The following is a 12,991-nucleotide window of genomic DNA, read 5'->3' on the forward strand; positions in this document are numbered from 1 at the left end:
GCCGGAGGACTGACCCGCTCTTGGGTGGGGAGTCTTCATCGGGCGCTCGATCAGCCGCCAGACCCGCAGGTGAATGGATGCGCAACCGTGATCTGAGGGTCGAGTTCCCGTTATCCGGACTTCACTGTCGTCTCAGCGGAGCAAGACACCCCGTTCGGTAGGGAATCGGACATGGCGCCCAACTCGGCCTACGAGCATGCCTATTGGGCGTACATCAACGTCGAAATCAGGACAACGCAAAGGCCGCACGGAACGACTGTTCCGTGCGGCCTTGGACCCTATGTCTCAACGATCGGGACGCCCCGGCGGGATGTCCCGCCGAGCGCCTCAGTAGGCGGGCGCCTGTCCCTCGCGGTCGTAGAAGGGGCGGGTCTGCGCCCGCAGCCACATCGCCACCGGATCGTGTTCGTCCGCCAGCGCGACCGTGCAGACGGGCACTCCCTCGGGGACCGCTCCGACCGACTGGCGCATCATCTCCCGTACGGATTCCAGCGCGTGCGCGGAGGCGTCGTACAGGTCGAGCCCGACGGCGAGGTACGGGGACCCCAGCGCGGGCTGCACCCAGGCGCGGCGCAGCGAACGGACGGCGGGCGTGCGGTGCGCGTGCTGCGTGAGCAGCCCGTAGAACTGCGGCAGCTCGATGGCGGGCTCGGACAGCCGCAGCGGGCCGGCCGGCATCCGGTCGAGCCCGGTGGCGATCCGGCGCAGGTCGGCCCAGGGAATGCCGACGCCGCCGCCCTGGGCGTGCGGATTGAGCCACAGCCCCCAGCGGTCGGGGTAGAGGGCGCGGGCGATGTCCCGGCCGGTGACCACCTCGTACCCGCGGTTCCAGCCGCTGACGGCCAGCTCCTGCGGGGAGGTCACGCAGGGCGCGTACCCGATGCCCTCGACCTCCATGCCGCCGTACTGGGCCTCCGGGGAGCCGGGCTGCCCCTGCCAGAGGAGCATCCACAGCCGCCCCTCGGCCAGGGCGTGCAGGAGGGACTCGTAGCTCTCGTAGCGCCCGGGAGTCACCTGGCGCAGCATGTGCTCGACCTGCCCGACCGCGGCCGTGCCTGACGCACTCACCCGGTACCCCTCTTCGTCTGTTCGTCCGCCCGTCGTCCACGCGTGTCGGCCACCAGCTTAAGCGTCACTACGGCAGGTAGAAGGGGCGTACGCGCGTGGTGATGAAGTCGACGACCGGGTCTTCGGCGGCGTCGAGCAGAATCAACTGCACAGGCCAGGGCGGCGGTACGCGGGTCAGGGCGCGGCCCAGCGCCTCCATCGGGGCGTTTCGCATGTCGGGCTCCCATCCCACCAGGTGGACTCCGACGTAGAGCTCCGGCGAGCCGCCCTCGACGCTGGCGAGGCAGCGGTGCGCGGAGGCGACGACTCCGGTGGCCCGGAACTCCTCGGCGGCCGCGGTCAGGAACTCGACCGGGTCCTCCTGCCAGTCGGGCTCGAAGAGCCGGACCCGGCCGCCGGTGGCGGTGCCGTCGAGCGGGCCGCGGCCGGTGCGGCAGAGCTCCGCGACGGCCGGAGGGGGCAGGGGCACGCCGACCGAGCCCTCGGGGTTGACCGCGATGCCGAGCTGCGGGGGCAGGCCCCGGGCGAAGTCCACGGCGGGGGCCACGGCGAAGTCCATGGCGGGTCCGACGCAGGCGCGGAACTGCTCCTCGGAGCTGTAGACGGGCACGTAGGCGGCGCCGTCGATCTCCATGGTGGGCAGGCTCAGGCTGTTCACGCCTCCGGGCAGCGGGATCCACAGGTGGCTCCGCCCGAGGACCTCCACGATCCGCCCCCCGGCGTCCGCCTGTCCGAGCGCCGCCCCGAGCACCTGCTCCAGCTCGTTACCCGGCCACATGTACGTCTCCGCTCGCTTGCGCTTGGTCTCGCCCCGAGATTAACGGGCGCCTCGGACACCCCGACCGGGGGCCGCCCGCACCGGGGTCCCGCCCGTGCCGGGGCCGCCCGTGCCGGGGCCGCCCGTGCCGGGGCCCACTGCCGCTTAGCGGAAGCCGATCGACGTCAGCCGGGACGCCGCCGGGCGGTCCAGCAGGGTCACCGAGGCGCAGCCGGCCGGCGGGCGGCCCGCCTCGGCCTCGCGCAGCAGCCGGGTCACCGCGCCCCGGTGCCGGGCGAAGGCGTACGCCGATACGCCCCGGCCCCGCGCCGCCTGCCCGGCCCTGGCTTCCTCGGGGGTGGTGTCCAGCAGCACCAGGTGCAGCGCGCGGCCGCGCCGCCGGGCCGCCGAGGCCAGCAGCGCCCGTACCCAGCTCTGCGTACCGCAGTCGTGGACGACGGCCGGGGCCCCGGAGCGGAGCACCCGCCACAGGCCCCAGTAGTGCGCGATCCGGACCGCCGGCCGGTACACCGCGTAGGGCAGGGCGGCCGGCATCCGGCGCTCCCAGCGCTCGCGGGCGTCCTGGGAGTCGATGCCGCCGCCCTCCGCGGCGCGCTTGATCAGGGTGCTCTTGCCGCCGCCGGGCAGTCCGGAGACCACCACCACGTCCCCCTGGGCGAAGCGCAGCCGCCGCGGGCCCTCGGCCCCGCGCAGGTCCCGTACCGCTCCGGGCTCCCCCGCCGCTCCGGCCGCCGCGGGATCGCGTACGAGGCCGCGCTGCGTCGGCACCCCGGTCACCGCGCCCTCGACGGTGCCGGTGCTCGTCGCCGCCAGTACTCCGAATCTCCGCACAGTGCTCGCCTCCCCCGCGACGGGTCGCCTGGACCCGGTCCCCCTGAGTGTAAAGAGACGGTAATCCGGTGTCTCCGGTTCCGCTCCGGCTTCGCTCCGGACCCGCTCCGGGCCCGCTCCGCTTGCGGACCCCCTCCCCCATTCGGCCCCACGTCGTGCAATGATGTGCGCCATCTGGACACCTAACTGCATACCGGCCGCTTGAATCCGCGCGGGAGAGTCCCGGCACGCCGCAAGGCGGTGCCCGGGCGCCGAAGGAGCAAGTACCTCCCTTGAATCTCTCAGGCCCCGTACCGCGTGGATGAGGCAGATCTGAAAAGCGAGCCGCGCCACCGCCCGTAAGGGTCCCGGCGACGGCTCCACCCAAGGTGCAAGTCGATGGCCTTCCCCTGGAAGCGGGGAACTCTCGGCGAACCTCTCAGGTTCCGATGACAGATGGGGAGGAACTCCTCCTCGTCATGTCATGCCCTGGGACCCGGGAGCCACACCCATGAGCACTGCCCCCCGCCTGACCGCCCTCGATGCGCTGCACCGTTCCCTCGGTGCGACCATGACCGATTTCGCGGGCTGGGACATGCCCCTGCGGTACGCCAGCGAGCGCGACGAGCACAACGCCGTCCGCACCAAGGCCGGTCTGTTCGACCTCTCCCACATGGGCGAGATCACCCTGACCGGCCCCGAGGCCGTCAAGGTCCTGGACTACGCACTGGTGGGCAACATCTCCACCGTCGGCGTCGGCCGCGCCCGCTACACGCACATCTGCCAGGAAGACGGCGGCATCGTCGACGACCTGATCGTCTACCGCCTGGGCGAGACCGAGTACATGGTCGTCGCGAACGCCTCCAACGCCCAGGTCGTCCTGGACGCGATCACCGAGCGCGCCGCCGGCTTCGACGCCGAGGTCCGCGACGACCGCGACGCGTACGCGCTGCTCGCGGTGCAGGGTCCGGAGTCCCCGGGCATCCTCGCCTCGCTCACCGACGCCGACCTGGACGGGCTGAAGTACTACGCCGGCCTGCCCGGCACGGTCGCCGGGGTGCCCGCGCTGATCGCGCGCACCGGCTACACCGGCGAGGACGGCTTCGAGCTGTTCGTCGCCCCCGAGCACGCCGTGGAGCTGTGGCAGGCGCTGACCAAGGCGGGCGAGGGCGTCGGCCTGGTCCCGGCCGGCCTGTCCTGCCGCGACACCCTGCGCCTGGAAGCGGGCATGCCGCTGTACGGGCACGAGCTGACCACCTCCCTCACCCCGTTCGACGCGGGTCTGGGCCGGGTCGTGAAGTTCGAGAAGGAGGGCGACTTCGTCGGCCGCGCCGCCCTGGAGGCCGCCGCCGAGCGCGCCGCCTCGAACCCGCCGCGCAAGCTGGTCGGCCTGATCGCCGAGGGCCGCCGCGTTCCGCGCGCCGGCTTCTCCGTGACCTTCGACGGGCAGGTCGTCGGCGAGGTCACCTCGGGCGCCCCGTCCCCGACGCTGGGCAAGCCGATCGCGATGGCCTATGTGGACGCGGCGCACGCCGCGCCCGGCACCTCCGGCGTCGGCGTGGACATTCGCGGTACGCATGAGGCGTACGAGGTCGTGGCCCTGCCGTTCTACAAGCGGCAGAAGTAGCCCCGTACCGCACCGCACCGCGCGTCACCGCTGGTCGGCGCTTCGCGCCGGTCCCGCACGACCACCGTTCGTATCCACTCCCCCGCATCCAGGAGAATCAGGTCATGAGCAACCCCCAGCAGCTGCGTTACAGCAAGGAGCACGAGTGGCTGTCGGTCGCCGAGGACGGCGTCTCGACGGTCGGCATCACGGAGTTCGCGGCCAACGCGCTCGGTGATGTCGTCTACGCCCAGCTTCCCGAGGTGGGTGACACGGTGACCGCGGGCGAGACCTGCGGCGAGCTGGAGTCGACCAAGTCGGTCAGCGACCTGTACTCCCCCGTCACCGGCGAGATCGTCGAGTCCAACCAGGACGTCATCGACGACCCTGCCCTGGTGAACTCGGCCCCGTTCGAGGGTGGCTGGCTCTTCAAGGTGCGCGTCACGGAGGAGCCGGCCGACCTGCTCTCCGTCGACGAGTACGCCAAGCTCACCTCCGGCAACTGACCCAGGGAACCCTGATGTCTGTACTGAACACGCCCCTCCACGAGCTCGACCCGGACGTCGCCGCCGCCGTCGACGCCGAACTCGTGCGCCAGCAGTCCACCCTGGAAATGATCGCGTCGGAGAACTTCGCTCCGGTCGCCGTCATGGAGGCCCAGGGCTCGGTCCTGACCAACAAGTACGCCGAGGGCTACCCCGGCCGCCGCTACTACGGCGGCTGTGAGCACGTCGACGTGGTCGAGCAGATCGCGATCGACCGCATCAAGGCGCTCTTCGGCGCCGAGGCCGCGAACGTGCAGCCCCACTCGGGCGCGCAGGCCAACGCGGCCGCGATGTTCGCCCTGATCAAGCCGGGCGACACGATCATGGGCCTGAACCTGGCCCACGGCGGTCACCTGACCCACGGCATGAAGATCAACTTCTCCGGCAAGCTCTACAACGTGGTCCCGTACCACGTCGACGAGACCGGCGAGGTCGACATGGCCGAGGTCGAGCGCCTCGCCAAGGAGTCCAAGCCGCAGCTGATCGTCGCGGGCTGGTCCGCCTACCCGCGCCAGCTGGACTTCGCCGCCTTCCGCCGCATCGCGGACGAGGTCGGCGCGTACCTGATGGTCGACATGGCGCACTTCGCCGGCCTGGTCGCCGCGGGTCTGCACCCGAACCCGGTCCCGCACGCCCACGTCGTCACCACCACCACGCACAAGACCCTCGGCGGTCCGCGCGGCGGTGTCATCCTGTCGACGCAGGAGCTGGCCAAGAAGATCAACTCCGCGGTCTTCCCGGGTCAGCAGGGCGGCCCGCTGGAGCACGTGATCGCGGCCAAGGCCGTCTCCTTCCTGGTCGCGGCCTCGCCCGAGTTCAAGGAGCGCCAGGAGCGCACCCTGGAGGGCGCGAAGATCCTCGCCGCCCGCCTGGTCCAGGACGACGTCAAGGCCGTGGGCGTGGACGTCCTCACCGGCGGCACCGACGTGCACCTGGTCCTGGTCGACCTGCGCAACTCCGAGCTGGACGGCCAGCAGGCCGAGGACCGCCTCCACGAGGTCGGCATCACGGTCAACCGCAACGCCATCCCGAACGACCCGCGGCCGCCGATGGTCACCTCGGGTCTGCGGATCGGTACGCCGGCGCTGGCCACCCGCGGTTTCGACGCCGAGGCCTTCACCGAGGTCGCCGAGATCATCGCGCAGGCGCTGAAGCCCGCCTACGACGCCGAGGACCTGAAGGCGCGCGTCTCGGCGCTCGCCGCGAAGTTCCCGCTGTACCCGACGCTCTAGGCACCGGGTTGAGAGGGCCCGGCCTTGTTGTGCACAGGGCCGGGCCCCTTTCATGACCAAAGCCCCAGGCGGATGCGACCTATTGCCGCTGATTCTTCCAATAAATGGCAAATAGGCTCCAAATAAAGGATCGACCGCACCCCCTGGCAGGACGGACAGCACACCCCATGGACATGAGCGCAGCGAACAAGAAGGGACTCAGTCTCTTCGCCCTGATCATGATCGGCCTCGGCTCGATCTTCGGATCGGGGTGGCTCTTCGGGGCGGGCCAGGCGGCCGCGGTCGCGGGGCCCGCGGCGATCATCGCCTGGGTCATCGGTGCCGTCTTCATCGGCATGATCGCCATGTCCTACGCGGAAGTGGGCGCGGCCTACCCGCTGCCCGGCTCGATGGCCCGCTTCGGCACCATCTCGCACGGGCCGGTGCTGGGCTTCATCACCGGCTGGGCGGTCTGGATCGCCATCGCCGCGCTGATCCCGATCGAGTCCATCGCCGGTACGCAGTACATGTCCTCCTGGAACTTCGGCTGGGCCAAGGGCCTGGTCGAGAACGGCGGCCTGACCACCTCCGGCATGGCGATGGCGCTGTTCCTGACGGTCGCGCTGTGGCTGGCCTGCTACTGGTCGGTCGCGCTGCTCGCCAAGGCGAACAACCTCCTCACCCTGGTCAAGTTCGCCATCCCGGTGCTCGCCGTGATCGCCCTGATCGCCTCCGGCTTCCACACCGGCAACTTCACCGACCACGGCGGCTTCGCGCCCAACGGCTGGTCCGCGGTCATGACCGCCGTCACCACCTCCGGCGTGGTCTTCGCCTTCAACGGCTTCCAGGCCGTCGTCAACCTCGGCGGCGCCGCCAAGAACCCGGGCCGCGCCATTCCGCTGGCCCTGGTCGGCGCGCTCTCGCTCGGCCTGGTCATCTACCTGGCCCTGCAGATCGCCTTCATCGGCGGTGTGCCGCCGGAGAAGCTGGCCGAGGCCGGCGGCTGGAGCGGCATCAACTTCTCCTCGCCGTTCGCCGACCTCGCCAAGATGCTGATGCTGCACTGGGTCGTCACGATGCTCCAGTTCGGTGCCTTCATCTCCCCGTCCGGCGCCAACATCGGCAACGTCGCCTCCGCCTCGTACATGGCGCAGAACCTCGCGGACACCGGCTTCTTCCCGAAGAAGATCCGCGAGGTCCACCCGAAGTACGGCACCGCGCGTCCCGCGATGTGGCTGAACCTCGGCTTCTCGGTCCTGCTGCTGGTCACCGTCGGTCACAGCTGGGAGGCCCTGGCCAGCGTGGTCTCCGCCGCGATGGTGGTCTCGTACCTGATCGGCCCGATCGCGGTCGGCGTCTTCCGCAAGACCAAGCCCGAGCTGCCGCGCCCCTTCCGCCTGCCGGCGGCGAGCATCCTCTGCCCGATCACCTTCGCCTTCGCCGCCTGCGCCCTGTACTGGTCCAAGTGGCCGGACACCGGCAAGGTGGTGCTGCTCACCCTGGTCGCCGCCCCCATCGCGGCCGTCGTGCTCAAGCGCAAGGGCGAGAAGAACCTGGCCGGGCAGTTCGCCCCGGCCTGGTGGATGATCGCCTTCCTCCTGTGGCTGGGCACCCTGTCGGCGCTCGGCAGCAGCGAGTTCGGCGGCAGCGGGTTCATCCCCGGCGGCGTGGACATCGCGATCGTGGCCGTCTCCGCCCTGGGCTTCTACTTCTGGGCCGTACGGTCCGGGGTCAAGGCCCACTACGCGGGCCTGCCGGGCCCGGACCCGGTCCTGGACGCCCCCGCCGGGGAGGCCGACGCGGCCGACGCACCGGAGCGCGAGCTGAGCCACGCCTGAGCATCCCCCTCCCGACCCGTCCGGCGGCCGAGCTGTTCACCTCACCGCGTTAAGCTCGGCTGCCGGACAAAATCCGCAGATCGTCCCCGATCAACCCGATCAGCCCCTCCTGCCCACGCTTCCCACCCACGAGCAGACATAGGAGTCCGCAACCGTGGCCATCTCCGTCTTCGATCTCTTCTCGATCGGCATCGGTCCCTCTTCCTCCCACACCGTCGGACCGATGCGCGCCGCGCGCATGTTCGTGACCAGGCTCAAGAAGGACGGCGTCCTCGCCCAGACCGCCTCGGTCCGCGCCGAGCTCTTCGGCTCGCTCGGTGCCACCGGGCACGGCCACGGCACCCCCAAGGCGGTCCTGCTGGGCCTGGAGGGCCACTCCCCCCGCACCGTGAACGTGGAGACCGCCGACGCCGAGGTCGAGCGCATCCGCCAGACGGGCCGCCTGCGCCTGCTGGGCACGGAAATAGGTGACGGCCACGAGATCGACTTCGACGAGCCGAACCAGCTGATCCTGCACCGCCGGCGCTCGCTCCCGTACCACGCGAACGGCATGACGCTCTTCGCGTACGACGAGGCGGGCACCCCGCTGCTGGAGAAGACCTACTACTCGGTCGGCGGCGGGTTCGTCGTGGACGAGGACGCGGTCGGCGAGGACCGGATCAAGCTCGACGACACCCCGCTGAAGTACCCCTTCCGCAGCGGTGACGAGATGCTCCGTCTCGCGAACGAGACCGGCCTGTCGATCTCCTCGATGATGCTGGAGAACGAGAAGGCCTGGCGCACCGAGGACGAGATCCGCGAGGGCCTGCTGGAGATCTGGCGCGTCATGCAGTCCTGCGTCGCGCGCGGCATGTCCCGCGAGGGCATCCTCCCCGGCGGCCTGCGGGTCAAGCGCCGGGCCGCCTCCACGGCGCGCCAGCTGCGCACCGAGGGCGACCCGATGATGCACCGCAGCGAGTGGGCGACCATCTACGCGATGGCGGTCAACGAGGAGAACGCGGCCGGCGGCCGGGTCGTCACCGCTCCGACGAACGGCGCTGCGGGCGTCCTGCCGGCGGTCCTGCACTACTACATGAACTTCGTGCCGGGCGCCGACGAGGACGGCGTGGTCCGCTTCCTCCTCGCCGCGGGCGCGATCGGCATGCTCTTCAAGGAGAACGCCTCGATCTCCGGCGCCGAGGTCGGCTGCCAGGGCGAGGTCGGCTCGGCCTGCTCGATGGCGGCCGGAGCACTGGCCGAGGTCCTGGGCGGCACCCCGGAGCAGGTCGAGAACGCGGCCGAGATCGGCATGGAGCACAACCTCGGCCTCACCTGCGACCCGGTCGGCGGCCTCGTCCAGATCCCCTGCATCGAGCGCAACGGCATGGCGGCGGTCAAGGCCGTCACCGCGGCCAAGATGGCGATGCGCGGCGACGGCTCCCACAAGGTCTCCCTCGACAAGGTCATCAAGACCATGAAGGAGACGGGCGCCGACATGAAGGTCAAATACAAGGAGACCGCCCGCGGCGGCCTCGCGGTCAACGTCATCGAATGCTGACCGGCACCAGCTGAACGATTCGGGCCCCGACGCTTGGCGTCGGGGCCTTCGTCGTTTCCCCTGCCGGACAGGCGGGTTACGCCAGTAACTTCGTTCGAGATTGGGTGGGATGTGAGGTTTGGCGGTGAGTTGATCACGCTTGAGGGGGAACAAGGCAGTCTGGGCTGGTTTCTTGATGATCAAGTGCGCCAGGGTGGGCACACGACGTCGCGTCCACACCCCCGGCGGTTCGGCCAACCGTCTTGGACCACAGCCGTTTTGCTTAACTGGAGGACTTGAAACATGGCAAGCACCCGCAGCATCCGCGTGATGGCGGCCGCCGCATCGCTCCCCCTCGCCTTCGCGCTCCTCTCGGGCGTCGCCCAGGCCGACAACGGGGCCGGTGCGGCCGGGACCGCGTCGAACGCGGCCCTCGCCGGCGTCCTCGGCAGCGGGGTGGGCGGCAGCAACCTCGGCAACTCCTCCACCGCCCAGCAGGTCGCCTCGGGCTTCGGCGCCTCGAACCAGAACAACGGTGCCCAGGCCAACGGTTCGGGCTTCACCGCGATCGGCCAGTCCAACGCGCACGAGTCCTTCATCTACAACCCGCTCCCGTAGTTCCGCTGGTTCCGCCCGGGGCCCCCGCCCCGGTCACGCACGTCCGCCGAGCCCCGCCCTCCCCCCGGAGGGCGGGGCTCGGCGCGTCGGGCGAAGTCGGGCCGAGGGGCCCGGCCGGACGGGACCTTTGGCCGCGGAAGGGGGGCCCGGGGGTGGGCTAGCTTGCCCGAGTGGGCATGTCGCGACGCGTGCGCCGGCGAGACCCACCCCGAGAGAGAGGCGCCCGCATGACCGGCTCCGAACACCGCGTCCTCCCGCTGCGGCTGGAGGCCGCGCCCGCGCCCGTCCCGGTGCGGGGCGTCTTCGCGTACCGCACCGAGCGGCCGTACGAGATCTCCCTCGACTTCGAGGGTGCCGGGATGCACCTCGCGCACTGGGTCTTCTCCCGGGAACTGCTGCTCGACGGCCAGATCTGCGCCACCGGCGAGGGCGACATCCAGGTGTGGCCGCGCTGGGAGGGCACCGAGCCTCGGGTCTTCCTCGCCTTCAGCAACGGCGAGCAGTCGTGCGTGGTGTCCGCCCGGGCCAAGGACGTACAGGCGCTGTGCCGCCGGATGACCGAGCTGGTGCCGCGCGGCCAGGAACAGCGGCACTACGACCTCGACGCCGAGCTGAACGCCCTCCTGCCCAGCTGACCGGGGCGAATCCGGCGGCACGCTGCGGGACCCGGCACACCGGGTGATCCTGGTGCAACCACGACCGCAGCGGACGCGTCTTCACGGGTGACACCGTTCCCCGTCTCTCGGAATCGAGGGGACGCAATGAACCGTCCACGCCGCCGGCAGGCCACCGCACTGGGGTTGGGCGCACTGCTCACCGCCATGCTCGCCTTCGCCGCACCGGCTTCCGCCGCAGCCACCACGGCCGCATCCACCACCACAGCCACCCAGACTCCGCTCGTCGTCAATGCCCGCTGGGGCGGTCACTGCACGTACGACCGGGTGGTCATCGACCTTCAGGGCTACATACCCGAGGTCACCGTCACCCCCGTCCCGAAGCTGGTCTACGACGGGTCCGGCAAGCCCGTCCCGCTGGCCGGGCGGTACTTCCTGGAGATCCGCCTGCACCCCGCCGCCGGACACGACGACGCGGGCAACAACGTCTACCGCGGGCCCAAGCTCCTCAAGATCTACCTGCCCAAGCTAAAGGGCCTCGCCCTGACCGGCGACTACGAGGGGTACGTCACCTTCGGCGCCGCCTTCGACACCAAGCCCGCCTACACCTCGTCCAAGCTGCACTCCCCGGAGCGCTTCGTCCTGGACATCGCGCACCCGAACGTCTGCTGAGCACCCGCCGGCGGGAGGCCGGGCCGGGGGCCTACCGGTGCTCGGGATTCGGGAAGCCGAAGCGGCAGCCCGCATCCCACAAGGAGCGCCGGTTGCCGTCCGCCGGCATCCCGCCGGACCGCTTGAGCAGGGCGGCCAGATGCGTCCGCACGAAGGCTCACTGACCGAACGGCCCTTGGATGGTTGGGTGTTGGTAGTAGATTGACTGTCCCGTTGAGCCTGTATGACCTGGAGGTCTGTATAGCCGATCAGCCCGTCAAGGCGCACTTCACCGAAGACGTCACGCTTCCCGACGGCCGAAGGATTCGCGTCAGCGCCTACCCCGACGGAAGCATCCGGTTCCGTGTGGATGGCCTGCCGTACGTCCTGACCGAGGCGTACCTGACCGGGAACCCGGAGAAGAACCAGGCGATCATGAAAATCTCGCCGGGGAAGCAGGGCAGCAATGCCTCGCACAACTATGTGGAGTGGCTGGAGTCCAAGAAGCAGAGCTAGACCGTTTCGGCGGAGGACGATCGATACGGCGGCGAGATTCGGCTCTGGCGTCTGGGGCGAGCCGGCCCGGTGAGGACAAGCCCGGCACCCGCTGACCCACTGGTGGCCGGTCCGGCCCTGGTAGAGGATCGCGTTGACGATCTCCCACATCGGGCAGGCGCCCTGATGGCCGCTGACAGCGAGGGCTGACGCTCGCCCGTGACAGAACCCCACGGCGACGCGATGTCAGTCCTCCACGGCCAGGCGCCGCACCTCGGCCAGCGCCTCGTTCACCGCTGCCGGGATGTCCGTCACCGGAAAGCGCGCGTGCCGCACCGTGCCGTCGCGGTCGATGACCAGCACGATCCGCTTCAGCCGCAGCAGTTGTCCGGCACGAAAGGTGGGCAGGCGCAGGGCGGCGGCGAGGCGGAGGTCGACGTCGGAGAGGAGGGTGAAGGGGATGCCCTCCTGGTTCGCGAACACGCGCTGTTCATCGGGGCGTTGGGTGCTGACGCCGCGCACCTCCGCGCCCGCGGCGCGGAAGTCCTCGTAGGCGTCCCGGAAGAGCCGGTTCTCCAGTGTGCAGCCGACGGTGCCGGGGATGCGCGACCAGCCCTCCGGTAGGGGGCTGGGGCTCCCGGTCGCCGGATAGCAGAACAGGACGGTGGCCACGGCGTCGGCCACCGGGTCAACCGGCGCGCCGTCCCGGTGACCGGGCAGCCGCAGGCGCGGCAGCCGCAGGCCCGTCAGGTCCGCGACGCGCCGCGCCGACGCGCTCGTCTCGCCGGCGGTGCCGCTGAGAGAGCCGTCGCCGAGGAGCCAGCGGTCGGCCCAGTCCTGCATCGACAGCAGGACCGGCAGCAGGCCCCGGCCGCTCTCGGTCAGCCGGTACTCGTGCCGCGTCGGCCGCTCCTGGTACGGGACCTTCTCCAGCACCCCCGTCTCCACCAGGTGCGCCAGGCGCTCGGCGAGCACCTTCCGGGAGATGCCCAGCTCCTCCTGGAGCGCGTCGAACCTGTGGTGCCCTCGGGCGGTCTCCCGGATCAGGAGCAGGCTCCACCAGTCGCCGACCACCGCCGCGGCTTGCGCGATCGCGCAGGCGGCGTCCCGCTCGGGGATCGACCTCATCACCACGTCTCCCCTCCTGCGCGCACGGCGGCCGTTCGTCGGGACCATCTTGCGCCATGAGGTCAGTTCCGGATAGAAACTCACCTGGAGCGAGTGAGTTCCCAAAAGAGACT

Annotated in this window: 13 protein-coding genes, 1 pseudogene and 1 riboswitch; of the genes and pseudogenes, 9 read left to right on the forward strand and 5 right to left on the reverse strand. The window is 70.6% G+C overall.

Features of this window, described 5'->3' with window-relative positions:
- Nucleotides 1-327: 327 nt before the first annotated feature.
- From OHA37_RS11280 to OHA37_RS11290, 3 genes are all read right to left on the reverse strand, one after another.
- On the reverse strand, nucleotides 328-1,068 hold the full coding sequence (locus tag OHA37_RS11280) for an enhanced serine sensitivity protein SseB C-terminal domain-containing protein (protein ID WP_266904229.1): 741 nt from the start codon (nucleotides 1,066-1,068) through the stop codon (nucleotides 328-330).
- Between the two features lie 67 nt (nucleotides 1,069-1,135).
- Complete coding sequence (locus tag OHA37_RS11285) at nucleotides 1,136-1,846, reverse strand: enhanced serine sensitivity protein SseB (protein ID WP_266904231.1); 711 nt, start codon at nucleotides 1,844-1,846, stop codon at nucleotides 1,136-1,138.
- Nucleotides 1,847-1,990: 144 nt separating this feature from the next.
- A complete protein-coding gene (locus OHA37_RS11290; RefSeq protein ID WP_266904233.1) occupies nucleotides 1,991-2,677 on the reverse strand; it encodes an AAA family ATPase in 687 nt (228 codons plus the stop codon).
- Nucleotides 2,678-2,879: 202 nt separating this feature from the next.
- Nucleotides 2,880-2,983, forward strand: a riboswitch (glycine riboswitch).
- Between the two features lie 184 nt (nucleotides 2,984-3,167).
- Here OHA37_RS11290 and gcvT point away from each other — a divergent pair.
- The 8 genes from gcvT (at nucleotide 3,168) to OHA37_RS11330 (ending at nucleotide 11,276) form a co-directional block, all read left to right on the forward strand.
- Nucleotides 3,168-4,283: a glycine cleavage system aminomethyltransferase GcvT gene (gcvT, locus tag OHA37_RS11295; protein WP_266904235.1), complete on the forward strand. Its 1,116-nt coding sequence runs from the start codon at nucleotides 3,168-3,170 to the stop codon at nucleotides 4,281-4,283.
- Between the two features lie 104 nt (nucleotides 4,284-4,387).
- Complete coding sequence (gcvH, locus tag OHA37_RS11300) at nucleotides 4,388-4,768, forward strand: glycine cleavage system protein GcvH (protein WP_266904237.1); 381 nt, start codon at nucleotides 4,388-4,390, stop codon at nucleotides 4,766-4,768.
- Between the two features lie 14 nt (nucleotides 4,769-4,782).
- Nucleotides 4,783-6,039: a serine hydroxymethyltransferase gene (glyA, locus tag OHA37_RS11305; protein ID WP_250746311.1), complete on the forward strand. Its 1,257-nt coding sequence runs from the start codon at nucleotides 4,783-4,785 to the stop codon at nucleotides 6,037-6,039.
- 167 nt (nucleotides 6,040-6,206) lie between these two features.
- Complete coding sequence (locus tag OHA37_RS11310) at nucleotides 6,207-7,856, forward strand: APC family permease (RefSeq protein WP_266904242.1); 1,650 nt, start codon at nucleotides 6,207-6,209, stop codon at nucleotides 7,854-7,856.
- A 154-nt stretch (nucleotides 7,857-8,010) separates the two neighbouring features.
- On the forward strand, nucleotides 8,011-9,393 hold the full coding sequence (locus OHA37_RS11315) for an L-serine ammonia-lyase (RefSeq protein WP_266904244.1): 1,383 nt from the start codon (nucleotides 8,011-8,013) through the stop codon (nucleotides 9,391-9,393).
- Between the two features lie 282 nt (nucleotides 9,394-9,675).
- Entirely contained in the window at nucleotides 9,676-9,990 is a 315-nt protein-coding gene (locus OHA37_RS11320) for a hypothetical protein (RefSeq protein ID WP_266904246.1), read from the forward strand.
- A gap of 227 nt (nucleotides 9,991-10,217) precedes the next feature.
- Nucleotides 10,218-10,625 (forward strand): SsgA family sporulation/cell division regulator, encoded by a 408-nt coding sequence (locus OHA37_RS11325; RefSeq protein ID WP_266904248.1) that lies wholly within the window; start codon nucleotides 10,218-10,220, stop codon nucleotides 10,623-10,625.
- 126 nt (nucleotides 10,626-10,751) lie between these two features.
- Nucleotides 10,752-11,276: an AMIN-like domain-containing (lipo)protein gene (locus OHA37_RS11330; protein ID WP_266904250.1), complete on the forward strand. Its 525-nt coding sequence runs from the start codon at nucleotides 10,752-10,754 to the stop codon at nucleotides 11,274-11,276.
- A 31-nt stretch (nucleotides 11,277-11,307) separates the two neighbouring features.
- Here the strand turns inward: OHA37_RS11330 and OHA37_RS11335 are convergent.
- Nucleotides 11,308-11,418, reverse strand: a pseudogene (locus tag OHA37_RS11335) (flavodoxin family protein); the annotation flags it as partial.
- Nucleotides 11,419-11,489: 71 nt separating this feature from the next.
- Between OHA37_RS11335 and OHA37_RS11340 the strand changes: the two are divergent.
- Complete coding sequence (locus OHA37_RS11340; RefSeq protein WP_266904252.1) at nucleotides 11,490-11,771, forward strand: hypothetical protein; 282 nt, start codon at nucleotides 11,490-11,492, stop codon at nucleotides 11,769-11,771.
- Between the two features lie 225 nt (nucleotides 11,772-11,996).
- Here OHA37_RS11340 and OHA37_RS11345 read toward each other — a convergent pair whose 3' ends face one another.
- Nucleotides 11,997-12,878, reverse strand: coding sequence for a winged helix-turn-helix transcriptional regulator (locus OHA37_RS11345; RefSeq protein ID WP_266904254.1), 882 nt, complete (start codon nucleotides 12,876-12,878; stop codon nucleotides 11,997-11,999).
- Nucleotides 12,879-12,991 lie beyond the last annotated feature (113 nt).

Origin of the sequence: Streptomyces sp. NBC_00335 (assembly GCF_036127095.1) — a bacterium.
In the GTDB taxonomy this organism is placed as follows: Bacteria; Actinomycetota; Actinomycetes; order Streptomycetales; family Streptomycetaceae; genus Streptomyces.